Consider the following 24,429-nt stretch of genomic DNA (forward strand, 5'->3'; position numbering starts at 1 on the left):
TTTCATCAAAGGTAAACTTATGACTATTAGAAAACTTGCTCCGCTAGCCTTGTTGGTTCATTTATTAATGACTAGCGCAATCGCTGCTGAAATCAATAATGTCACCGTTGAACCACAATCGTGGTGGGCAGGCATGCAAAACAGCCAATTGCAGTTATTAGTCTATGGCGAAGATATTAGTTCCTACGAGGTCAAACTTGTTAAATCTGCCAATGTGGCACTTAAAACGGTTCATCAGTCAGCAAGTAACAATCATCTTTTTATCGATTTAGACTTAACGGATGCTAAGCCGCAAACCATTAAAATAGGTTTGTTTGATAATGATCTGCTAGTTCAAACCCTTGACTACCCTATTCAGGCCCGAGCGGCAGATTCACGCCAGCGTGAAGGGTTTTCTAATAAAGATGTTATTTACCTCATCACTCCTGATCGTTTTGTAAATGGTAATCCTGACAACGATAATCGCCCAGACATGTTAGAAACAGCCAATCGTGACGATAAAGATGGCCGACATGGTGGTGATATTCTCGGTATTCGTAAGTCACTACCCTACTTCAAAGATCTAGGTATCACACAGTTATGGATAAACCCGCTGCTTGAAAATAACCAAGCCCAGTATTCATACCATGGTTACTCCACCACTAATTTTTATAAAATTGACCCACGTTTTGGTAGCAACGAAGAATACAAATCCTTAGTAGAAGAAGCGAAGCAGTTTGGTATTGGTATTATTAAAGATGTGATTGTTAACCATATGGGTTCGGGGCATCGCTGGATGGCTGATTTTCCAACTTCAACTTGGATAAATGGCCAACAAAAATGGCAACAAAACCCTCAAGACATCATGTATACCAGCCATCGCAGAACCACAGTTCAAGATCCATACGCTATGCCATCTGATACTGCAGAATTCGAAAATGGCTGGTTTACCGACACCATGCCAGACATGAATCAAAATGATGAATTTATGGCAAATTACCTTATTCAAAACAGTATTTGGTGGGTAGAATATGCCGGGCTTAGCGGTATTCGCGAAGACACCTACTCTTATGCTGATAAAGGCTTTTTAACCACCTGGTCAAAAGCCATAATGGATGAATATCCCAACTTTAATATTGTTGGTGAGGAATGGAGCGATAACCCCATTACAGTAAGCTACTGGCAGGCGGGTAAACACAATGCTGATGGCTATGTCTCACATACCCCGAGCATGATGGACTTTCCACTTTATGAGGTGCTCATTAAAAGCTTAACTGATGAAGAAAGTTGGGGTAGCGGACTTATTAATCTATATGAAACGCTCGCCAATGATGTGGTTTATGCCAAGCCTACTGATTTAGTGTTATTTGAAGGTAACCATGACACTAACCGTTTATACAGTCTGATGAACAATGACCTAGCCCTGTATAAAATGGCCATGGCCTATGTGTTAACCAGTAACCGCATTCCGCAAATTTTCTACGGTACCGAAGTTTTGATGCAAAGTCCGACAAAAGATCGTAATGACGGTTTAGTTCGCAGTGACTTACCCGGCGGATTTGCTGAAGATAAACTCAGTGTATTCAAGCCATCGTCTTTGTCCGCCCAACAACAAGATGCGCTTGCCTTTAATCGCGCGCTTTTAAACTATCGTAAAAACTCATTAGCGATACAACAAGGCAGCCTTAAACACTTTGCTCCTAAAGAGGGTGTTTACCTGCAAGCCCGTGAATATAATCAAGCAGGCAACAAAGAGAGTTTATTGATTATTTACAATAAAAATCAGCAAGAATACCAGCTTGATTTAAGCCGTTTCGCACCAGTGATTAAACAACATACTGTGGCTAAAGATATCATCACACAACAAACGTATTCATTAACTAAGCCGCTCACATTAAAAGAAAAAGGTGTCATTATTCTTAAGTTAATCAAATAACGGTTAAACTCTAGATCATAACTACAGCTTGTTAATCTCCTTTAGTTAAATAATATAAATCTGCCACGAGAAGCATATGTATTTACAAAAATTCAGCGTAAGTTTACCGATAAAATTGGGCCTGGTATTAACGGGAGTCAGTATGGTTATTGCTGGTTGCGCCACAGATAAAGCCAGTATTAATGAGACGGTTAAACAGAGCGGTACGGAGCAGCTAAGTGCTGCTGCACAACCTTTAACCGGTAAGCCGGTGGTTTATCAGGTTTTTACCCGTCTTTATGGTAATACCAACACTACCAATAAGCCTTGGGGCACTATACAAGACAACGGTGTCGGCAAGTTTAGTGACTTTACCGATATAGCCCTGCAAGACATTAAGTCATTAGGGACAACCCATGTCTGGTATACCGGCGTACCCCATCACGCATTGATCAATAATTACACTGACATTGGGATCAGTAATGACGACCCAGATGTGGTAAAGGGCCGCGCTGGCTCACCTTATGCGGTAAAAGATTACTATAACGTTAACCCTGACTTAGCTAATGACCCGGCTAACAGATTAGCTGAATTTGAAGCGCTTATATCACGTACTCATCAAAACGGCATGCAGGTGATTATCGATATCGTGCCTAACCATGTGGCTCGCCAATATCAATCTGCCCCACAAAATTCGCCGCTTCCAGCTAATCGCAACTTTGGTGAGCAAGACAATACCGCTGTTGAATACGATAAAAACAATAACTTCTATTATATTGTCGGTGAGAGTTTCTCTGTTCCCGATGCCAAAGATAACTATCAGCCCTTAAGCGGTGAGTCTCATCCCCTCGCTGACGGTCAGTTTATTGAAACACCAGCTAAATGGACCGGTAATGGCTCACGTTTAGCCAAGCCAGACGCCAATGATTGGTATGAAACCGTTAAGGTTAACTATGGCGTTAAGCCTGATGGCAGCTACGACTTCCCTACTCTGCCAAGTGAATATGCCCAGATGTCTTCTGCGCAGCATTACCAATTTTGGCAGACTCAACCACTGAGCGATATCCCTGATTCTTGGGTTAAATTTAAACACATCACCGAATTCTGGCTAGCAAAAGGCGTTGATGGCTTCAGGTACGATATGGCCGAAATGGTGCCAGTTGAATTTTGGAGTTATCTCAACAGTAATATCAAACACCTAAACCCAAATGCTTTTTTACTTGCTGAAGTGTATAACCCAAGCCTTTACCGTGATTATATTCATTTAGGAAAGATGGATTATCTGTACGATAAAGTCGATTTATACGACACATTAAAAGATATTATCCATGGTAAAAAGTCGACGGCTGAGATTGCAGCCGATCAAGCAAAAATTGCAGATATTGAGCAGCACATGCTCAACTTTTTAGAAAATCATGATGAGCAGCGAATTAATACTGGCGACTTTGCTGGCAGCGCCGAAGCCGCCTTGCCTGCGATGGTGGTGTCGACCACCATTAGCCGCTCACCGACCTTGCTTTATTTCGGTCAAGATGTCGGTGAAAAAGCCGAGCAAGATGCCGGTTTTGGCCAAGCCAGCCGTACCAGTATTTTTGATTACGTTGGCGTACCGGCCCATCAACGTTGGATGAATAACGGCAAATTTGATGGCGGTCAATCAACGGATGCTGAAAAAGCACTGCGCAAATATTATCAAACCTTGGTTAACTTAAGTCACACGGCGCCAGCCCTGCAAGGCGAGTACTTTGAGCTTGATACTTTTAACCGTGCTGTTAGCCAAAAAACCAATCAACAAGGCTATAACGATAATACCTTTGCCTTTAGCCGTTATAACGACGAGCAGTTTATGCTGGTAGTCACTAATTTTAGCGACAGCCAAGCTGCGAGTATCAACTTACACCTCCCAGAGGCATTAATCACTGAAGCCCAAATCAAGGATGGTAGCTATCAAATAGAAAACTTGCTGACCATTGGTGCTAACGAAAATCATCCTATGAATGTGGTAAAGCAACAAGCTAGCATAGCGATTAATCTGCAACCACTAGAATCTCAAGTGTTAGTTATTAACTGGTAATCAACACCTGCTCGGAAGAGCCGAGCTCATTGTAACGGTCAAATAAAAGAAACCTGCAATAAAAAAGACTTATTGCAGGTTTTTAGGCTAGTTACTCAAATAGTCAGTTAAAAGCAATTCTTACCATGGATAAACGTCATTTAAATTAAGGTGTTTTGTTATAGATAATGGTAACCCTAGTACTTAAATCGTTTCGAATAATTATAAACAACAAAAAACTAAAATACTTAATCGAGAATATTATACATAACCAGCATATCTTTAACTTATCAAAAGCTATTTGATGCTTTACCCATTTTAGCTTATGCCCCACCATCATTTCAGGTTATAATATTTATTAAAGGTTCAATTAAACTTTCAAGCTATATAATCTAAACTATGTAGCCCTTTTATGAATTTAGTTGAACACATCCACAATAGGATTTAAATTTTATAACTAAAAGGCCTGATAATGTTTTTGATGAACTTTAAAGATAGGTGGCGAGCAACAGAGCTCAGTCGCGCAATAGAAGTTACACTTAAATCACAGCCAGTTTGGTTGCAATCATCCAATTCAGCTAAGTCAATTGAGTCAATCTGCAATAAATTATCAGTCATGGTCATACATGACTATAGAAGACTTGATGTGATCCCTAAACAACTGACTGAAAAAGATTTATTAACAGTATTCTTCAATGGGTTTAGTATACTGATTAATAAAAACTTAACTGGTGAAACTTTGGTTACAGAGGAATCCGCCATCATAGATCTTGCAAGAGATTTTGCAGTCCATGTTGATTTAGCCCATGACCAACAGTTAATAAACCATGCCGAAGCAGTTATTCAATTATCACATAACTTGACTAAAAAAATACGGCATACAAACCAAAATATTCACAATTAATTTATTTTTTAACTTAATATTCACCTTGAGGTTTTATTGATAAATGTTTTGATACAGTCTTAAAAACATCAATTAATTCAAATCATAAAAACAAACGAATGTCTTTTTATTTAATTGAACTCAAAACAAAACAAAACCTTAGACTTATACAGCGTCATCAATCGAAATTAACAATGATCACAACTTGAATATACTTTAAAACTTTACAACAAAAACATAAAGTCATCTTTATAAAAACCATCTTAAGTCTTAAGCTACAATTATTGCAATGTAATTTCATTTATTACAAATAACACTTCTATATATCCACATTTAATAATTACATAATATGAAACCTCATTTTATGTAATTGAATTAACCTCTCGCCCCTAATTAAGCTTTCAAAACATCTTTGAGCTACACCCTTTGAATACGTATGCAATAAATTGCCGCTAAAGGCTCAAGCGCTCTAGTATGTAAGAATTAAATAATAACAACAATATGGAGCCTTCATGCTCATAGCCACAGCCGCAAACTGCCTTCAGCGTTCAGTTCAATGTCAAAAACACACTCATCAGAACATGAGTTTTAAGCTTACGGCCTTATCAATAATTATTGGCTTGTCAGTAGCAGCTACCACTAGCGATGTCAGTGCTAAAACTGTTTCAATAACGTCACCAGATAACAATATTACCGTCAGCTTATCTGATGATGCTGATAGACCGGAATATAGCGTCACCTTTAACGGCGAACAGGTAGTAAACGCATCTCGAATAGGTTTGGTTTTTGAGTCTTTGGGAGAATTTGGCAGTGGTTTTAAGATCAGTAAATCTGCCACTGACAGCAATCAATCGCGCTGGCAACAACCTTGGGGCGAACGTGAATGGATTGAAGATCATCACAACAAACTTACCACCAGCTTTAGTAACGGCAATTACAATTTTATCGTAGAATTTAAAGTATTTGATGATGGTTTAGGCTTTAGATATCAAGTGCCAACACAAAAAGGCCTTGCCTCAAAATCCGCCTTAAACATTACCAATGAACTAACTGAGTTTTCAATTCCTGATGCCCATAATGCGACTGCTTGGTGGATACCGGGGCGCGGCTGGAATCGATACGAATACTTATATAACACCACCACGGTAAACAAAGTCGACCGTGCTCATACCCCCTTCACTTATAAACTCGCTTCAGGCACTCATTTAAGTATTCACGAAGCGGCGCTAACAGATTATGCCGCTATGGTATTAGATCAACGCCGTGATGGCACCTTAAAAGCCGACTTAACCCCATGGTCTGATGGCATCTTAGTCAAAACTAAACCTGGATTTACTACCCCATGGCGAACCATTCAAATTGCCGAAAAAGCCACTGGTTTACTCAATTCAGATTTAATCCTTAACTTAAACGAACCTAACAAGCTCGGTGATGTGTCGTGGGTTGAACCAGGTAAGTATGTTGGGATTTGGTGGGGAATGCATCTTAATGAAAATACTTGGGGTTCAGGTGATAAACATGGCGCAACGACCAGCGAAACCAAACGTTACATGGACTTTGCTGCTAAGTACGGCTTTGACGGCGTATTAGTTGAAGGCTGGAATGTCGGCTGGGATGGCAGTTGGTTCCATAATGGCGATGTGTTTAGCTTTACCAAGCCATATGATGATTTTGATATTGATGCTGTCAGTGAATATGGCGCTAAACAAAACGTGCGCTTAATTGGTCACCATGAAACCTCAGGTTCTGTAACGAATTACCGTAATCAAATGAGTGATGCTTATGATTTATATAAAAAGCATGGCGTAACTCAAATCAAAACGGGTTATGTGGCAGATGGGGGTGTCATCAAGCGTGTTGATGAAAACGGTATTACCCGCCATGAATGGCATGATGGCCAGTTTATGGTGAATGAATACCTGCACAGTATTACCGAAGCCGCAAAGCGTGGCATTAGTATTAATACTCACGAACCCGTTAAAGATACTGGTCTGCGCCGCACCTATCCAAACTGGATTGCCCGAGAAGGCGCCCGCGGCCAAGAATTTAACGCTTGGGGAACTCCGCCCAATAACCCAGAACATACAGCGATTTTACCTTTTACTCGTATGCTGTCAGGGCCAATGGATTTCACTCCAGGGATATTTAATCTCGCACCAGAAGGCTTAGATGCGGTTAATCGGGTGCAAACAACATTAACTAAGCAACTCGCTTTGTATGTAGTGCTTTATAGTCCAATTCAAATGGCGGCGGATTTACCACGTAATTATGTTGAACGCCTTGACGCCTTTCAGTTTATTCAAGACGTTCCCACTGATTGGAGTGAGAGTATTGCGGTTGCTGGTGAAGTCGGTGATTTTGTTGCCTTTGCGCGTAAAGACCGTCACTCTGATGATTGGTACCTTGGCGCACTCACTGATGAACAAGCCCGCAGTTTTGATGTTGTATTATCATTTTTAGATAATAACCAACAATATGAAGCACAAATATATCGTGATGGCGATAAAGCGAACTGGGAAACCAACCCATATGATTACGTCATTGAAACGACAAAAGTGACTTCGAAAGACAATCTGTCACTGGTATTAGCAAAAAGTGGTGGTACTGCGATTCGTTTTAAAGCCTTAAATTAAAGCCTTTTAAAGCGCTTTAAAGACAAAACACAACAATTTTACCCCAATAAAACCTGATGTATTGCAATGTTCACTTTTTGTGTTCATTGCCATCAGGTTTTTGTTCATTTACATTGACCTACCAAATATCGGTTAATGCGCTATTTACCCCCTTCCTGTTACAAATATGATCAGCTTTCGTTGTGCATAAATGATGAATACGTATGTAATTGGTTGTGCCTAAATCCGACACAAGGCTAATATGAAACCTGCTAAATTTCTCCTCTGCTTGTGTGGATGAAATGGGCTAGGTCGTTACTGGCGCATCACCTTCATCGGATTGTGTCAGGTTTTAAGTGCCTTTTTTTACTTCAGCCTTTTTGAAGTGCAAACCAGGTCTTTGGCGAATACCCGTCTTAGGGAGATGTGTATTCGCCATTTTTTTACCTAGTACATTAGCAAACGTGATAATAAGAGTTCAGCCATGAAGTTGAACGACCTATAAAAAGGAAGATACATGTCTACCGATACGATTAGTCAAACATCGACAAATACTCAGCAGCGTCAGCAGCCAGAACTCAACTTTTGGCAAATCTTTAATATGTGCTTTGGTTTTTTGGGGATCCAATTCGGTTTTGCACTGCAAAATGCCAATGTCAGCCGTATTTTCCAAACGCTAGGTGCTGAAATTGACGAAATTCCTATTCTTTGGATAGCTGCTCCGCTGACTGGACTCATAGTCCAACCAATTATCGGTTATTTAAGTGACAACACCTGGAACGGGCTTGGCCGTCGTCGCCCGTATTTTTTAATTGGCGCAATTTGTACCACGCTGGCGTTATTTGTCATGCCGCACTCTCCTACTCTGTGGATTGCTGCCGGTATGTTGTGGATTATGGATGCATCAATCAACATCGCTATGGAGCCATTTCGTGCTTTTGTCGGCGATAACTTACCTAAGAGTCAACGCACTCAAGGCTATGCGATGCAAAGCTTCTTCATCGGCATTGGCGCGGTTGTTGCCTCTGCACTGCCTTATATTCTTACCAATTACTTTGATGTTGCAAACACAGCACCTGCTGGGGAGATTGCCGACTCAGTTCGTTATGCCTTCTACTTTGGTGGCGCAGTATTATTCTTAGCTGTCGGCTGGACGATTGTTAGCTCTAAAGAATATTCGCCAGAAGAAATCAGTGCCTTCCATGCACATGAACAAACCGCTAAGCAAGAAGACCGTATTGATGAAACTCGCAGCCGCACCGCTACGCAATATAAAACAGCAGCACTGGTTTGGATGACTATTGGTGCGATATTTACTGGGTTAGTTTATGGACTCGGTTGGGACAAACAGTTATTTATTCTTAGTATTGGCATCTTTGCTTTTGGCCCATTACAGCTTTATTGCGCTAAGGTACTTGCTGGGGTCAAGGGTAAAAAACGTGACTCTTTAGGTATGGTATTTAACGTCGTTGATGACTTATTTCATATGCCTAAAGCCATGCATCAACTAGCTATAGTACAATTTTTCTCATGGTTTGCACTCTTCGCCATGTGGATTTATACCACCTCAGCGGTGACCTCTTATCATTACGGCAGCTCTGATGTTGTTTCACAAGCTTATAACGACGGCGCTGACTGGGTCGGGATGTTATTCGCTTCATACAATGGCTTTGCCGCCCTTGCTGCTGTGATGATTCCTTTTTTAGCTAAAGCCGTAGGGATTAAATTTACTCACACCATCAACTTAACACTCGGTGGATTAGGGCTGATTAGCTTTTACTTTATTAAAGACCCACAAATGTTATGGATCCCAATGATTGGTGTCGGCATCGCTTGGGCCTCTATCTTATCCGTACCTTATGCCATGCTATCAGGCATATTACCGCCTAAAAAGATGGGTGTATTTATGGGTATTTTTAACTTCTTTATTGTTATTCCACAGTTACTTGCAGCAAGTGTTTTAGGTGTTATTTTAAATGGCTTATTCGATGGTGAACCCATTTTTGCGCTAATCACTGGTGGGGTATTTATGATTATTGCCGGTATTGCGGTGTTATTTGTCGATCAACCCAGCTCACAAGCTTAAACAGAAAATCAAAAACTCATTAAGTTATAAAAATTATTTAAAAATATTTGGGGAACGTTATTCATGAACGCAATGTTAAACATTAATAACTCACAAACAATTTGTTTTAAAAAGTCATTTGTCGCTAAGGCGATCAATACTGCTGTTGTAACGGGTTCATTACTGGCATTATCAGCCTGCTCTGACGCTGAAGTAGCACCAGAACAAACCATTGAAACAGCGGCTGAGATCACCACCATTAAGCAAGTCGCCCCCGGCGCTCCGGGTATCGATCCAACCTGGGCATTTTCTGGTAAGACTGGTATTGGCACCTCTTATGAGCCTTATGTAAACGGTCAATACCAAAGCACAGCAGACAACCCAGTCAGCAAAGTCTGGTTTTCCATAGCCCAAGGTGTGCTAACAGAAACCATGTATGGCTTGATCCACAATGCGCAGTTAAAAGAAATGCAGTTCATCATTACTGGTGATGGCTTTGTTGATACTGAAAAAGAAGACACCATCAGTAGCATCGAATATTTACATCAAGATGAACAAGGCCGCCCATTATCATTAGCCTATAAAGTGATCAATAAAGCTAAAAATGGTCAGTACCAAATTGAAAAGCATATCTTTACCGATCCAAACCGTGACAGCATGATGATGAAAGTTATCTTTACCGCTTTTGCTGATGGTATTACCCCACACTTATATGCCAATCCACATGTAGATAATAGTGGCGCCAATGATATCGCCAGTATTGAAAATGGCGCGTTAGTGGCATACACCAATAATGCTGACTCATCAGTAATGACCATCAAATCTGATGTAGAATTTACTCAAGCCAGTGCCGGTTTTGTCGGTAAATCTGATGGATTAGTTGATCTAAAAGACAACGGTCAGCTCAATAACCTCTATAACAGCACCAGCAGTGATAACAGTGTTATTGGCAATGTTGCGCTTACTGCTCAATATCCAACCTTAAGCAAATCAGCAGATAACAATACCCTAGAAATGAATATTGCTATCGGCTTTGGTCATGATAAGCAAAGCAGTTTAGCCAATGTCGATGCCACATTGACTAGCGGCTATGACAAGGTATTAAGTGCTTATCTTGGCGATGACAAACATGTCGGCTGGAAAGACTATTTAAGTTCGTTACCGGTATTAAACGACATGAGTGTTAATACCACTGATAACGGTCAATTGCTGTATACCAGTGCACTAGTGTTAAAAGCCCAAGAAGATAAAACCCACGCAGGCGCACTAATCGCTTCACTGTCTAACCCTTGGGGTGACAGTGTTTCTGCAAAGGTGGGTAGCACCGGTTATAAAGCGGTATGGCCGCGTGATTTTTATCAATGCGCTATGGCCTTTTTAGCCATGGGTGACACACAAACCCCAAAAGTGGCTTTTGAGTATTTAAAGAAAGTACAAGTCAGCCAACAAACACCTGAATATGTCGGCACTCCAGGGTGGTTCTTACAAAAAACCCATGTTGATGGTGAAATTGAATGGGTTGGTGTTCAGCTTGATCAAACAGCAATGCCAATAATGCTCGGTTGGAAATTATGGCAAGCGGGCGTATTAACTGATGCTGAAATCAGTCAATGGTATACCGACATGCTTAAACCTGCGGCAGAGTTCTTAGTTACTGGCGGCAATGTAAAACTAGATTGGAATGACACCAGTATTACGCCTCCTAGCACCCAACAAGAACGCTGGGAAGAACAAGCGGGCTTCTCACCTTCTACCACTGCCGCTGTGATTGCAGGGCTGGTAGCAGCCAGTGATTTAGCCAAACTTGCCAAAGATGAAGACGCTGATAAATACTTACAACTCGCGCGTAAGCTAGAAGCCAGTCTTGAATCAACCATGGTGACAACAACGGGTGAACTAAGTCAGGACAATAAACCTTATTATGTTCGTATTAGCCCAAATGGTAACCCAAACAATGCCGACAAGTTATTAGATAACAATGGCAAACCGGGTCTTGATCAAAGAGTCATTCTTGATGGCGGTTTTTTAGAGTTAGTACGTTACGGCGTAAAAGTCGCTAATGACAGTGTGATTCAAAACAGCGTTATGCTAATTGATAACACAAGCCTTGAGCACAACCTAAGAGTTAAGTACGAATTTAAAGCCAAAGATGGCAGTTTAATTCCTGGCTTTAGACGCTATGGAAATGATGGTTATGGCGAAGATATCACTACGGGTTTAAGTTATGCCGAAAAAGGCAACACTGAAGACCAACGTGGCCGCGTATGGCCTTTCTTTACCGGTGAGCGTGGTCATTATGAACTGGCGTTAGCTAAAGCCAATGACACTCTGACAACTGAAAGCCATCAAGCGCTTATAAACACCTATGTTCAAGGTATGGAAACCTTTGCCAATGAAGGCATGATGTTACCAGAACAAGCTTGGGACGGTGTGGGTAACCCGACGCGTTATAACTACGCCATGGGCGATGGCACCAACTCAGCGACACCACTTGCATGGACACACGCAGAATACGTGAAACTGGTTCGCTCTATGACAGATAAAGCCGTATGGGACTATTACCCTATCGTGGCTGACAAACTGGCTAAATAACCGCAAAGGTTTACATACATTCAAAAGCCGCAAATAAAATTTGCGGCTTTTTTATGCACTTAGGCCAAAAAACGTGCTTAATTGTTGGTATGTCTGACTAAAGTAGTTAATACTATTCTCGCAACAAATTGTTGCAAACCAAACAATAAACAAACAAGGTTAAGGAACAACCCATGGATTGGTATATTAAGGTTTTAAAACAATATTTTGATTTTTCAGGACGAGCAAGACGCAAAGAGTATTGGATGTTTGGTCTAATTAATTTAATTTTCTGCATCGTGTTGATGTTAGCGGATCAAGCTCTAGGCACGGTTTTTATATATTCACTATATTCTATCGCTGTTTTAATACCAGGAATTGCTGTTTCTGTAAGACGTCTTCATGATACAGATCGAACTGGTTGGTGGTTATTAATTGGTTTAATTCCACTAGTTGGTATTATCGCTCTTATTGTTTTCTTCTGCTTAGATAGTAAGGAAGACAATGATTATGGCGCCAATCCTAAAGCGGTTAACACTGACGCCTAATATCGAACAACGAGTATGATTACAAAGCTAAGTTAGTAAAAAAAAGCATATTGAATTTCAATATGCTTTTTTATTTGCCCAAACAAAAATCAGACTCCTGAAACTAACTCAATTGCTGTTTTAATTTTAAGCCTGCATTTATTAACAGCAAAGTGACACCACCAGCAATGAGTCCAAATAATGCGTTTAACAAGCTTGGCGTAATAGTTTGTAGTATCACGCCAACATAAGCTAACTCTCCCGCCAATACAGCGATATGGCTAATTTGTTCACTTACGATATGAATCCCATGGGTTAAAATGCCGCCACCCACCATAAACATCGCAATGGTGCCAATAATGGTTAAGCCCTTCATTAGATATGGCGCTGCTGCAAGTAGCCAAAAACCGATTTTGTGCCATATTTTTACTAATGTGCCCTCACCTTTTCTTTGGGTAAGGTAAAGGCCTAGATCATCAATTTTTACTATGCCAGCCACTAAGCCATACACCCCTACAGTCATAATTATTGCTATTACACTTAAGGTTAAAAACTGACTCATTAAACTACTTTGAGAAACAACACCAAGGCTTATCGCTATAATTTCAGCAGACAGGACAAAGTCAGTTCTAATAGCACCTTGAACCTTCTTCTGTTCAAATGCGGCCAAATCTTGTTTTGATTTTTCAACAATTTGTTCATCTGCCACGGACACTTTTTTATCTTTACGATGTACATAACTATGATGCACCTTTTCAAAGCCTTCATAGCATAAAAAGATGCCGCCAAACATCAGTAAAGGGGTTATTGCCCAAGGAATAAAAGCGCTGATGAGTAAAGCGGCCGGGACTAGAATTAATTTGTTTCTAAAAGAGCCTTTGGCTACCGCCCATACCACGGGTAACTCACGCTCTGATGCAACACCAGACACTTGTTGCGCATTAAGCGCTAAATCATCACCCAATACCCCTGCGGTTTTTCTTGCCGCGACTTTACTCATCGCGGCGACATCATCTAATATTGTTGCAATGTCATCGAGTAAAACTAATAAGCTTGCACCCGCCATAATGGCATCCTTGTCGTTTCTACTAATCAGTTAAAAGCATATTGCCAAACAAGTCCAAAGGTATCAAAATCATTGCCTATACGGGTAATAACACCGGTACTGGCATACACTTTAATACTGTGTTGCTGATTTAAAGCCAATGAGTAAGTCAATCCAAAACGCGAATTATCCTGACTATCATTCGCATCAATACCATTTTTATCCGTTTCACCACCAACAAAATAATTGCCGCTTAACGACAACCATTGGCCACGAGCAATACTGTAAATAATATGACCTTGCAACGTATATTGGGGGTCTTTTGAAAGTAAAACCTGATTATAAAACTCATCATTATCGCTATAAAAACGAACAGAGCCCATGGCACTGTAATACCAATCGCCTACTTTATAAGACATACCAATGCCCGGTCTAAATACCCATTGGTTGGCACCAGCATTAATCAGTTTGGTTTCATCATAAGAACCAACAGGAATACTCAGCTGTAAGCTTGTCCCCATTACGAGTCCTTCACGATATTGCCCAAAGTCTTTTTTTTCAACGGCTGGAGCGCCGTAAAAGTTCCATGTTAGCCGTACATTAGGATCACCATAACCACAACGATCAGCTTCTACAAATTCGCCCAAGTAATTTGCACTGCCTTTCATACAAACTCGTGAAGCAGAAACGTCTAGTTTTGATGAACGGCCCGCAATAGCAAAGCTTGTGGCATAACCCACTACCGCGGCATCAAGTGTGAGCTGGGCATCTTTGAGAGGAACTGAAGGAGATGGCGATAATGCCCCTTCAGAGTGTAAATATCCAAGGGCAACAAAGTGCATGCCAATAGGAATATTGGTGTAACTTCTCGGTTCAAGGTCTTGGGCTTTAATTGATAGTGGAAATAGTAGCAGTACGATGAGTAAGAGGATGAGCAATAGCCAGCTTAATGGCCAGTAAAATAACTGGCGCCAGTAGTGTCGAGTCTCAATGACCAGCAAAAATACACCTTTAAATGTCACATTATTATCCATAATAATTTCAAACCAGCTATGAAATAATAGCTGGTCAAGTGTGAATCCGTCACTATTTATCTGATTAGCTTTGATCTTGCTCTACAGTACCACATGATTGACGCACCACTAAATTAGTCGGAATAAGTTGCGGCGCCACTTCTTTCCCTCGAATGAGTTTTAGCAGACTTTCTACCAGGATCTCGCCGGCTAATTTAGTATTTTGCCTAACCGTCGTCAGCGCCGGATTAGCAAAACTCGCCACTGGTATATCATCATAGCCAACCACAACAATATCTTCAGGTACCCTCACACACCGTTGCTTTAAAGCGCGTATCGCACCAATTGCAATTAAATCACTGGCGGCAAAAATAGCGTCAAATGGATGGCCACTATCCAATAAATTAATGGCCGCATCAAAACCTGAGCTTTCAGTGCTAATGGCATCAAACTGAATATTTTTATTGGCTTTAATGCCTACTTTTTTTAATGCATCAACATGGCCTAGATAACGGTCTCTAAATTCTGGGCTATGCTCAGATGCATCACCCAAAAAGGCAATGTTTTGTTTATTTAACGAGATAATATGCTCTGTGGCTATCACCCCACCTTGCTGGTTGTCACAGCCAATTGATAACACTTCTTTGTGGTTAGGCTCTGCGCCCCAAATGACAAAATGGGTATTTTGCTCCAGCAGCTTTTGTAGTTTGTGCCCATAATCCACATAATCGCCATAACCTAATAAAATAATGCCATCGGCTTTATTACTGTCTTCATAATCGGCATGCCAGTCGCTAGAAAGCTGCTGAAAAGATACCAGCAAATCATAACCTTGCTGCGCCGTAGCACGGGTTATAGAGCCTAGCATCGATAAGAAAAATGGATTGATTAACGATTCATCGTTAGTGGGATCTTCACAAATCAATAATGCCAGCGTGTAACTATTTTGAGTACGTAAATTACTGGCGTTTTTATCCACTTTATAGTTAAGTTCTTTCGCAATAGCTTGAATACGTTGCCTTGTTTCAAGATTGACTAAGGGACTATTTCTCAGCGCACGAGAAACAGTCGATTGAGATACACCTGCTTTGTAAGCAATATCAATTGAAGTAGCTTTAGATGTCATATTCGCATCACGCCTTTATTATAGTTTTTTAGGTACTCTGTTATTGTTTATACCTAAAATGACATTAACAATCACCGTTTAATTACTTTTATAAACCTAATTCACTTAACAGATCATCAGCTTCATTTGTAACAGCAACTGCAGCACTTGTTGCTGCCAAATAACCTGCCTGCTTGTTAACACGATTGCCATGGCTTTCAATTAAAGCATCAGGGTCTATATCTTCATCCATGGCAAACTCTTTAAGTTTAATAAACTCCGTTTTATCCATGGCAAATTCAAGATAAAAGATATGATTATCTGCCGTTCTAAAGGTAACTCTTCGAGATACGGCCTCATCTAAATTGGTATCGATTGATATAGTCAGCTCTTTATTGATAGTCAACATTTTAGGCTGGCTTTGACTGATAGAGGTTTGTAATTCCTTAGAAATGGTTTTAATGAAATTACCCAAAATTTGATTCATTAATTCGCCCATCACATTGGCAACATCATCAGATGTATGTGAAATGGCTAGTTCAGATTCAGGCATGCCCATGTTAAGCATGTAGCGACGGTAAATTTCTATAGCCGCTTCTTTGGTAAAATTGATCACCACTAAGCCAGAAAAACCACCATCAAATATAGAAAAACAGCCAAGATCAGGTTTTAAACAGGTGCGAGTGATGTTTTGCACCATACCGGCATGAGTCACTTGACTGTCGCTGGTGCTTGAGAGGACATGGGTTACTGAGTGACATAACTTGAGTAAAATATCATCAGTAGTAACGACTTGCAGAGAATTCATAACAATGTTTGCCTTGTTTTAAAATTGCTTCATTTTAGGCTTATCACTGAACAAATCAAAGCTAAAACATTTTATTAGCAAAAATAAATACCCGCACCAACAAATGCTCAATATAAGCAAATATTTTTAATGGTTTAGATCAATATAATTAAACCTTTCCCCACCTAAAAATGTATCATTTTGTACGAAACCGTTATTAGCTCACAAAAAACCACATAAATTGTTATTTATATAACAATTTATGACAATGTTTTACTCATAAATATTTACCTAAATACATAAGGTCAAAAATGATTTCCTTTTTACGGCAATTAACAATTTTAAAACGCCTTTTTATAATGCTAGGCCTAGCAGCTGTTGGTACTGTCATTTTTGCCAGCTTCTCGATTAATGAGCAGTACAACAATTTATTAAAGCAAAAACATCTACAACTTGATGCACAAGTTTCCACGGCGGTATCGATGCTTGATGCACTGAGCGCCAACAAGCTAACAGTTGATAATAACACTAATGATCATCAAAGATTAGCCGAGCAAGCACTCTCAATTATCAATGATATCCGCTACCTGACAGATGATGCCTATATTGTATTCAACCAAGAAGGCAGCGTAATCAGTTTTCCAGCTAACGAGTCAAATTTGGGCCGCAGCGCAGAGTCATTTATTGCAGCTGATGGCAGCCTGCCCTTTGTTGAGTTAATCACTGAAGCTAAAACCAACACAACTGCCCATTTGGATTATCAAGGCAGTGAAGGATATTCGAGTAAAGTTACAACAATTTTGGCTGAAGCGCATTTTTATCCTCAATGGGGCTGGACCATTATCGCTCAAGCAAGCGCCGCCGATGTAAATGAGAGTATGGGCAGTGTGATTATTAATTACTTAATTATTATGTTGATAATCTCCATCCCAATTTTTGGCTTCTTTTTACTGCTTAATGTATCAATCACTTCACCTATTAATGCAGCCATTGCTGCCATGGAAGATATCGCAAAAGGTGAAGGTGATTTATCTAAGCGCTTAAACAACAGTGGTAATGACGAAGTGGCGAAAATGGCCGATGCCTTTAATGCATTCGTCGAAAAAATTTCAACTATGGTGGCAAATTTAAAACCCTTAGGTACTGAGCTTAATACCGATGCTCAGCAGCTATTGGTGGCCGTGGAAGAATCCAACCAAAGCGCGGAGCTAATACACCGCGAAACCCAAAGTGTTGCCACTGCTGTTAACCAAATGTTAGCCACCACCAATGATATGGCGAAAAACACCTATCAAGCTGCAGATGGTGCCAACAACGTTAAACAACAAGCGCAGCAGTCTCAGCAGTTTATGCAGCAAACAGTGCATGAAACCCAAATACTGGTGAATGAACTTAAAAATGCTGAAAGCGTTACTCATGATTTAGGTAAATCTTCAGTTGAAATCAGCAGCATTTTAGACACCATTGGCGCCATTGCAGATCAAACCAATTTATTAGCATTAAACGCTGCAATTGAAGCTGCGCGGGCCGGTGAAAATGGTCGCGGTTTTGCTGTAGTTGCCGATGAAGTTCGCGCCCTTGCCACCCGTACCCAAGCCTCTACCAATGAAATTAATAAAATTATTTCTCAGATCCACAATGGCGTTGAACATGTCATAACAAGTAATACTGAAACCCAGTTGCAATCTGAGCAATTACAAACTAAAGCAATACAATCGCAACAAGCCATGACTGAAATCTTAACCGTGATTGCCAGTATCAGTGATATGAACACGCAACTTGCCAGTGCTACCGAAGAGCAGTCACATGTAACCGCCGAAATTAGCCGTAATATCACCACGATTTCAGATCTCACTGAGGTAGCGGTTAAATCCAATGAAACTAATAGCCAAGCCGCGCAGTCATTACAGCACATCAGCCAACATGTGACTCAGACCTTGAGTCAGTTTAAAACATAATTTTTTTTAATTTAAAGCCTAAAAAATACGTAAACCCGCTACTTACACTAGCGGGTTTGCGTTATTATCATTTGTATTATTAATGCTAAGAACGTAACTTCAATGTCCGATAGAATCTATTATGAAAAAACCGTTACCATTATCGCTCCCCATGGCATTCATACGCGACCTGCAGCTTTATTAGTAAAAGCGGCAAAAACCTTTGACTGTGATGTCATTGTCGAATGTAATGGTAAACAGGCCAGTGCCAAAAGTTTGTTTAAATTACAAACCTTAGGATTATATTTAGGTCAATCAGTTAAGGTCTTTGCCGTAGGTGATAAAGCAGAAGAAGCCGTTGAGACAGTGTCTGAATTACTCATCACCTTAAGTTAGTAGGATAAAATTTACAGGAAGTCATATGGCGGTATCAGGTATTGTAGTGTCACCAGGAATAGCATTTGGTAAAGCTATTCATATTAATCTGCACCACTCAAAGGTGGACTACAGATTATTGCCTGTCGCACAAATCCCACAAGAATGTGAAAAAGCCACCAAGGCGATTATCTTCCTAAGTCAATATTTAACTGATTGCCAGCAACACCTTGCCGTAGACAGCGAACACTTTAGCCTGATAGATGCTGACATCATGTTATTACAAGATGATGATTTGGCCTTAGAACTAAAAAAGTATATCACCCGCTTTCGTTTTTCAGCCGAAGTTTCCATTGAGCGGGTATTTGCTCAACATGCTGATGAACTGGCTCAGCTAGACGACCCTTATATGGCTAATCGCAGTAATGATGTTATTTGCTTAGGCAAAAGGTTGATGGCTGCCGTAAATGGTACCTTGCTGTGGGATGTTTCAAAGTTAACTGAAAATGCCATTTTGCTGGCTGAAGACCTCACCCCTGCTGAATTTGCCACTATTCCACTCAATAAAATTAAAGGCATAGTGCTCAAAACAGGTGGGCTTACCAGCCATACTGCTATTTTAGCCAAGGCGGCCGGTATTCCAGCACTGCTAAGTTGTCAGTTTGACAATTGCAATATAAATGATGGTAGCCCACTTATTTTAGATGGCATTAGTGGTGAATTACACATTAATCCCACTGAATCAATTACCCAGCAACTTCAGCTTAAATCAGCACAAGAAACTCAACGACGCCAAGCACTAAAACAGTATGTGGACCAAGACAGTATCACCCAAGATGGCCATCCTGTGTGCTTACTCGCTAATGTCAGTAGTTTAAATGATGTTAGCCAAATACAAGATGCGGGCGCAGCGGGGATCGGTTTATTCCGCACAGAGTTTTTACTCATGCAAGTGGATAGAGTACCTGATGAAAAACAACAGTTTCATTTATACTGCGATGCGCTGCACAGCTTAAATGGAAAGGTGCTGACCATACGTACCTTCGATATTGGTGCAGATAAAGAAATCCCCTGCCTAAGTCAAGATTATGAAGACAATCCGGCACTTGGCGTACGCGGGATCCGCTACAGTTTGCAACATAAATCGCTATTTAGTACTCAAATTAAAGCAGTGTTACGGGCCGCTAATCATGGCCGAGTTCGGCTATTATTTCCTATGGTCAATCAAATAGAAGAATTAGAGCAAGCATTTGAAATCATAGACTGGTGTAAGCAGCAATTAATTGAAGAGGAAAAAGGCTTTGGTGAGATTAATATCGGCATCATGGTTGAAACACCTGCTGCAATATTAAATTTACCCCACCTATTGCCTAAGTTAGACTTTATCAGTATTGGTAGTAATGATTTAACCCAATACACCCTTGCTGCAGATCGAGGTAACCCTGAGCTGGTTAAGGATTATCCCCCCGTATCACCTGCAATGATCAAATTTATCAAAATGGCGGTTGATGAGTGTAAAGCGCATCAAACCAAAGTCTGCTTATGCGGAGAATTGGCCAGCGAACCCAAACTCATTAGCCTACTGGTGGGTTTAGGCATTGATGAGTTAAGCGTTAACAGTGCCAGTTTATTGGATGTAAAAGCCACTATTTGTAACGGCAATTACGCCCAGTTTACTCAACAAGCTGAGCAAGCATTAACCTTAAGTCATATTAACCAGCTCAACGAATTGTTAAATTAATAACAGCGATAGCGATGTGTTATCGTTAACTATTTTAAACATCGAAATAATCATAATAAAAGAGGCTGCATGTAATGGGATTTTTAAGCCGTATACGCAGATTAATATCAGGGCAACCGACCTTAACTGGTGGGATCAAAGTCTACGCGCCAATTTCTGGCGAGCTAGTTGATATCGAGAAAGTACCGGATGTAGTTTTTGCCGAAAAAATTGTCGGCGATGGTCTTGCAATTAACCCAACAGGAAAATTCATCCTAGCGCCGATTGACGGCACCATAGGTAAAATTTTTGAAACAAACCACGCATTCAGTATAGAGTCACACCAAGGACTCGAGCTATTTGTGCATTTTGGGGTCGGCACGGTCGAATTGCGCGGTAATGGCTTTAAACGACTCGCAGAAGAAGGCCAACAAGTTAAAGTTGGCGAACCCATTTTAGAATTTGATTTAGACTATCTAACCGATCAAGTTGAAAGCCTGTTAACCCCTGTAGTGCTCGCTAACATGGAAGATGTGCAATATTTAGATAAAGCCCAAGGCGCAGTAATTGCTGGGAAAGACGTAATATTTACCGTTGAATTATAACGTTAGCAGCAACATAATGACTATCACACCACCATACTGGGAAATCAAACAAAAATGAGTAGTAGTGTTATTTTCGGAATAAAGAATTGCGATACCGTACGTAAAGCCCGTAAGTGGTTAGAAGCAGAAAACCAACCTTTTAGCTTTCACGATTTTAGAGAACAAGGTATCGATGCCAAAACCATTACTCAGTGGACTGAATTAACCGACTGGGAATTATTATTCAATAAACGCAGCACCAGTTTTCGCGCCTTAACTGATGCCCAAAAAGACGGCATAGATAAACAAAAGGCCATCAGCTTGATGGTTGAACACCCAACCTTGATTAAGCGTCCCGTCCTTATTCAAAATAATAAGATCCTTATTGGCTTTAAAGCTTCCGATTATCAAGCGTGGTTTAACTAATGACTCAAGACGTATTAGCATTAACCAAAGAGTTAATCTCACGCCCTTCTGTGACTCCATTAGATGAAGGTTGTCAAACCTTAATGGCTGAGCGCCTTGAAGCTGCTGGGTTTAACATTGAACCTATGGTATTTGAAGACACCACAAATATGTGGGCAAGACGGGGCACCGAAGCGCCTGTTTTTTGTTTTGCTGGTCACACTGATGTTGTGCCCGCGGGCGATTTAAATAAATGGCACACCCCGCCTTTTGAACCTACGGTCATAGATGACTATATTCATGGCCGCGGCGCCGCAGATATGAAAGGTTCACTGGCAGCGATGACTATTGCTACCGAACGTTTTGTGGCTAAGCATCCCGATCATAAAGGCTCTATTGCATTTTTAATCACCAGTGACGAAGAAGGCCCATTTATCAATGGCACCACTCGCGTTATTGATACCCTTGAAGCTCGCAATGAAAAAATCACCTGGTCATTGGTTGGCGAGCCTTCATCGACCCATAAGTTAGGTGATATTGTAAAAAATGGCCGTCGAGGCAGCTTAACCGGTAATCTTACCGTTCATGGCATTCAAGGCCATGTTGCCTACCCGCACCTTGCAGATAACCCAATCCATAAAGCCTCACCCGCATTAGCTGAGCTTGCGCAAATGCATTGGGATAATGGCAATGAGTTCTTTCCACCAACCAGCTTTCAAATAGCCAATATTAATGGTGGTACGGGTGCGTCCAATGTCATTCCAGGTGAACTAGAGGTGATGTTTAACTTCAGGTATTCAACAGAAGTCACTGCTGAGGAACTAATTAAACGCGTGCTCAACATCTTAGATGCCCATGGATTAAATTATGAAATTGACTGGGTGTTTAACGGCCTGCCTTTTCTAACCGGCGGCGGACCCTTGCTTGAAGCCACTAAAGCCGCGATTTTAGAAGTCACTGGTTATGAAACCGATCCTCAAACAACAGGTGGCACCTCTGATGGACGCTTTATTGCACCAACAGGCGCACAGGTTATCGAGTTAGGTCCGGTAAATGCGACCATTCATAAGGTCAATGAATGCGTGAAAGTCTCAGATTTAGAAGTCTTAGCCCTATGCTATGAGTCTATATTGGAAAAGCTTTTGTGCTAAATGTTGATATCAGCAATCCAGCCCTTTATGGGCTGGACGAATCACAACTTGTCACTGTACAAGGGCATTTACTGACTCAAAAAACCGCTGACGCATTTGGCCAAATGCAGCAACACGCAGTCCTTGATGGTATTGCCATTGAGCTTTGTTCGGCTCACCGCAATTTTGCTAAACAAGCCGCAATTTGGAACGCGAAAGCCCAAGGGAAACGGATTCTTTTAGACCTCAACAACCAAGTATTGGATTGTCAAAACCTCACTGACGATCAACTTGTTGATACGATTTTAAATTGGTCTGCCCTACCCGGCGCATCACGCCATCACTGGGGGACTGACATTGATGTCTATGATGGCAATAACATAAATCGGCAACAACTAAAATTAATTAGTGACGAATACTTGATTGATGGCCCTTGCGGCGCCCTTTCAGTATGGTTGCAACATCATGCTCAACAATATGGGTTTTATTTACCTTATCAAGCCGGGCGCAGCGGCGTGAGTCCAGAACCTTGGCATTTAAGCTATTTTCCTGAATCTAGCCTTTATTTAGCCCAATACGATCGCAAAAGCCTCAAACAACTGTTGTCTAATTCTAATATCTCATTAAAATCAGCGCTGATAAATCGACTCGATGAATTAGTTGACCGCTATGTGTATTTTATTGCAGATGCGCCGAAGTGATTTTAAGCCGGTTAAATCAGTATCAAACACTAGATCTGATGAATTTATCATAGTATCCGCAGATTATTTTTATATTGTTAACCTTTATTGAGACCATTCATGCCTAATCAAAGCCAGACCTTTGCTATTAATGAACAACCGCTACATTTTATTGATCAAGGCCAAGGTCCTGTCATCTTGTTTATCCACGGCTTCCTCAGTGATTGTCAACAATGGCAGCCGCAAATAGAATTATTTAGCCTATCTCATCGCTGTATTGCGGTTGATTTATGGGCTCACGGTCAATCAGGTGCACTACCTAGTGGCACCACATCTTTGGTCACTGTCGCTCAGCATTGCTTATCCTTATTAGCCCATTTAAATATTGATCAGTGTATGGTTATTGGTAATGGTTGCGGCGGCGCTATTGCAGCAGAAATGGTCTTAGCCCAACCTAAAACGATTTCAAAATTGGTCCTAGCCAACAGTTTTATTGGCTTTGAACCACAGGTTAATAGTGCCAAATACCAATTATGGATTGATGAGCTTTGCGCAGCTAAACAGTGCAGTGAAGCACTCGCCGATACGATAAGCAGCCAGTTTTTTGCTGCAACCGATGATTCTCAAACATTAATGGCTAACTTTAACCAACAGCTAATGGGGTTATCAGCTCAACGCATTGAACAACTTGCCTTGTTTGCGCCGTTAGTATTTTATAAACGTGACAGCTTAGAATTAGCAGAGCAATTCACCCTGCCATGTTTAATCCTCGTTGGCTCACAAAATAAACTGCGAACGCCGCTAGAAGCCTATTTAATGCAAGACTGTATTAGCGCCAGTAAACAGCTGCAGATCAGTAACGCTGGTCACATGTGTAATCAAGAACAGGCAGACGAATTCAACCAGCTTTTACACGCTTTTTTATAAAGCCTAAAACAACTAATGTTACTGCTAATAAGCTGCACGACTTGATTAAAAGTTATAATAATTACGCATTTTCATCACCTTATATAGATTAAACAGTACATTGCAATATACTGATA

At 40.8% G+C, this 24,429-nt stretch carries 19 protein-coding genes; 15 read left to right on the forward strand and 4 right to left on the reverse strand.

The annotated features are described in order from the left end of the window. Positions 1-19: 19 nt before the first annotated feature. From BCU91_RS12065 to BCU91_RS12095, 7 genes are all read left to right on the forward strand, one after another. Positions 20-1,915, forward strand: a complete 1,896-nt coding sequence (locus BCU91_RS12065) for a glycoside hydrolase family 13 protein (protein WP_102531557.1) — start codon at positions 20-22, stop codon at positions 1,913-1,915. A gap of 76 nt (positions 1,916-1,991) precedes the next feature. Beyond that, entirely contained in the window at positions 1,992-3,968 is a 1,977-nt protein-coding gene (locus BCU91_RS12070) for an alpha-amylase family protein (RefSeq protein WP_102531558.1), read from the forward strand. A gap of 451 nt (positions 3,969-4,419) precedes the next feature. Then, the gene (locus tag BCU91_RS12075; protein ID WP_102476637.1) at positions 4,420-4,851 is read left to right on the forward strand and encodes a hypothetical protein; all 432 of its coding nucleotides are present in this window, start codon (positions 4,420-4,422) and stop codon (positions 4,849-4,851) included. 560 nt (positions 4,852-5,411) lie between these two features. Continuing rightward, complete coding sequence (locus BCU91_RS12080) at positions 5,412-7,463, forward strand: glycoside hydrolase family 97 protein (protein WP_241904078.1); 2,052 nt, start codon at positions 5,412-5,414, stop codon at positions 7,461-7,463. 496 nt (positions 7,464-7,959) lie between these two features. Then, a complete protein-coding gene (locus BCU91_RS12085; protein WP_102476635.1) occupies positions 7,960-9,528 on the forward strand; it encodes an MFS transporter in 1,569 nt (522 codons plus the stop codon). Between the two features lie 72 nt (positions 9,529-9,600). After that, the gene (locus BCU91_RS12090; RefSeq protein WP_241904079.1) at positions 9,601-12,099 is read left to right on the forward strand and encodes a glycoside hydrolase family 15 protein; all 2,499 of its coding nucleotides are present in this window, start codon (positions 9,601-9,603) and stop codon (positions 12,097-12,099) included. Between the two features lie 173 nt (positions 12,100-12,272). Further along, the gene (locus BCU91_RS12095; protein WP_102437350.1) at positions 12,273-12,626 is read left to right on the forward strand and encodes a DUF805 domain-containing protein; all 354 of its coding nucleotides are present in this window, start codon (positions 12,273-12,275) and stop codon (positions 12,624-12,626) included. Positions 12,627-12,729: 103 nt separating this feature from the next. On the opposite strand, the gene BCU91_RS12100 is transcribed toward BCU91_RS12095, so the two are convergent. The 4 genes from BCU91_RS12100 to BCU91_RS12115 form a co-directional block, all read right to left on the reverse strand. Beyond that, on the reverse strand, positions 12,730-13,671 hold the full coding sequence (locus BCU91_RS12100) for a DUF808 domain-containing protein (RefSeq protein WP_102437348.1): 942 nt from the start codon (positions 13,669-13,671) through the stop codon (positions 12,730-12,732). 26 nt (positions 13,672-13,697) lie between these two features. Then, positions 13,698-14,672, reverse strand: a complete 975-nt coding sequence (locus BCU91_RS12105) for a transporter (protein WP_241904076.1) — start codon at positions 14,670-14,672, stop codon at positions 13,698-13,700. Positions 14,673-14,748: 76 nt separating this feature from the next. After that, on the reverse strand, positions 14,749-15,789 hold the full coding sequence (locus BCU91_RS12110) for a LacI family DNA-binding transcriptional regulator (RefSeq protein WP_102531562.1): 1,041 nt from the start codon (positions 15,787-15,789) through the stop codon (positions 14,749-14,751). 88 nt (positions 15,790-15,877) lie between these two features. Further along, positions 15,878-16,576 carry a DUF3334 family protein gene (locus BCU91_RS12115; RefSeq protein ID WP_102476631.1) on the reverse strand — a complete coding sequence of 233 codons (699 nt, stop codon included), beginning with the start codon at positions 16,574-16,576 and terminating at the stop codon, positions 15,878-15,880. 290 nt (positions 16,577-16,866) lie between these two features. Between BCU91_RS12115 and BCU91_RS12120 the strand changes: the two genes are divergently transcribed. The 8 genes from BCU91_RS12120 (at position 16,867) to BCU91_RS12155 (ending at position 24,313) form a co-directional block, all read left to right on the forward strand. Beyond that, a complete protein-coding gene (locus BCU91_RS12120) occupies positions 16,867-18,513 on the forward strand; it encodes a methyl-accepting chemotaxis protein (protein WP_102531563.1) in 1,647 nt (548 codons plus the stop codon). 102 nt (positions 18,514-18,615) lie between these two features. Beyond that, on the forward strand, positions 18,616-18,888 hold the full coding sequence (locus tag BCU91_RS12125; protein WP_102437341.1) for an HPr family phosphocarrier protein: 273 nt from the start codon (positions 18,616-18,618) through the stop codon (positions 18,886-18,888). Between the two features lie 25 nt (positions 18,889-18,913). Continuing rightward, positions 18,914-20,608: a phosphoenolpyruvate--protein phosphotransferase gene (gene ptsP, locus BCU91_RS12130; RefSeq protein ID WP_102531564.1), complete on the forward strand. Its 1,695-nt coding sequence runs from the start codon at positions 18,914-18,916 to the stop codon at positions 20,606-20,608. Between the two features lie 74 nt (positions 20,609-20,682). Continuing rightward, a complete protein-coding gene (gene crr / locus BCU91_RS12135; RefSeq protein WP_102437337.1) occupies positions 20,683-21,192 on the forward strand; it encodes a PTS glucose transporter subunit IIA in 510 nt (169 codons plus the stop codon). A 54-nt stretch (positions 21,193-21,246) separates the two neighbouring features. Then, positions 21,247-21,597, forward strand: a complete 351-nt coding sequence (locus BCU91_RS12140; protein WP_102520235.1) for an arsenate reductase — start codon at positions 21,247-21,249, stop codon at positions 21,595-21,597. Then, entirely contained in the window at positions 21,597-22,727 is a 1,131-nt protein-coding gene (dapE, locus tag BCU91_RS12145) for a succinyl-diaminopimelate desuccinylase (protein WP_102437333.1), read from the forward strand. The genes BCU91_RS12140 and dapE overlap by 1 nt, the downstream gene beginning before the upstream one ends. Then, complete coding sequence (locus tag BCU91_RS12150; RefSeq protein WP_241904077.1) at positions 22,721-23,407, forward strand: M15 family metallopeptidase; 687 nt, start codon at positions 22,721-22,723, stop codon at positions 23,405-23,407. Before dapE ends, BCU91_RS12150 begins: the two co-directional genes overlap by 7 nt. A gap of 99 nt (positions 23,408-23,506) precedes the next feature. Further along, positions 23,507-24,313: an alpha/beta hydrolase gene (locus BCU91_RS12155; protein WP_102437331.1), complete on the forward strand. Its 807-nt coding sequence runs from the start codon at positions 23,507-23,509 to the stop codon at positions 24,311-24,313. The last annotated feature ends 116 nt before the right edge of the window (positions 24,314-24,429 follow it).

The sequence above is a fragment of the Shewanella sp. 10N.286.52.B9 genome (genome assembly GCF_002873635.1).
Classification (GTDB): Bacteria; Pseudomonadota; Gammaproteobacteria; order Enterobacterales; family Shewanellaceae; genus Shewanella.

Coding starts and splice junctions, on each gene's coding strand:
- BCU91_RS12110 (WP_102531562.1), bottom strand. CDS start 15,789: ATGACATCTAAAGCTACTTCAATTGATATTGCTTACAAAGCAGGTGTA.
- BCU91_RS12100 (WP_102437348.1), bottom strand. CDS start 13,671: ATGGCGGGTGCAAGCTTATTAGTTTTACTCGATGACATTGCAACAATA.
- ptsP (WP_102531564.1), top strand. CDS start 18,914: ATGGCGGTATCAGGTATTGTAGTGTCACCAGGAATAGCATTTGGTAAA.
- BCU91_RS12070 (WP_102531558.1), top strand. CDS start 1,992: ATGTATTTACAAAAATTCAGCGTAAGTTTACCGATAAAATTGGGCCTG.
- BCU91_RS12125 (WP_102437341.1), top strand. CDS start 18,616: ATGTCCGATAGAATCTATTATGAAAAAACCGTTACCATTATCGCTCCC.
- BCU91_RS12140 (WP_102520235.1), top strand. CDS start 21,247: ATGAGTAGTAGTGTTATTTTCGGAATAAAGAATTGCGATACCGTACGT.
- BCU91_RS12095 (WP_102437350.1), top strand. CDS start 12,273: ATGGATTGGTATATTAAGGTTTTAAAACAATATTTTGATTTTTCAGGA.
- dapE (WP_102437333.1), top strand. CDS start 21,597: ATGACTCAAGACGTATTAGCATTAACCAAAGAGTTAATCTCACGCCCT.
- BCU91_RS12120 (WP_102531563.1), top strand. CDS start 16,867: ATGATTTCCTTTTTACGGCAATTAACAATTTTAAAACGCCTTTTTATA.
- BCU91_RS12065 (WP_102531557.1), top strand. CDS start 20: ATGACTATTAGAAAACTTGCTCCGCTAGCCTTGTTGGTTCATTTATTA.
- crr (WP_102437337.1), top strand. CDS start 20,683: ATGGGATTTTTAAGCCGTATACGCAGATTAATATCAGGGCAACCGACC.
- BCU91_RS12115 (WP_102476631.1), bottom strand. CDS start 16,576: ATGAATTCTCTGCAAGTCGTTACTACTGATGATATTTTACTCAAGTTA.
- BCU91_RS12085 (WP_102476635.1), top strand. CDS start 7,960: ATGTCTACCGATACGATTAGTCAAACATCGACAAATACTCAGCAGCGT.
- BCU91_RS12090 (WP_241904079.1), top strand. CDS start 9,601: ATGTTAAACATTAATAACTCACAAACAATTTGTTTTAAAAAGTCATTT.
- BCU91_RS12080 (WP_241904078.1), top strand. CDS start 5,412: ATGAGTTTTAAGCTTACGGCCTTATCAATAATTATTGGCTTGTCAGTA.
- BCU91_RS12155 (WP_102437331.1), top strand. CDS start 23,507: ATGCCTAATCAAAGCCAGACCTTTGCTATTAATGAACAACCGCTACAT.
- BCU91_RS12075 (WP_102476637.1), top strand. CDS start 4,420: ATGTTTTTGATGAACTTTAAAGATAGGTGGCGAGCAACAGAGCTCAGT.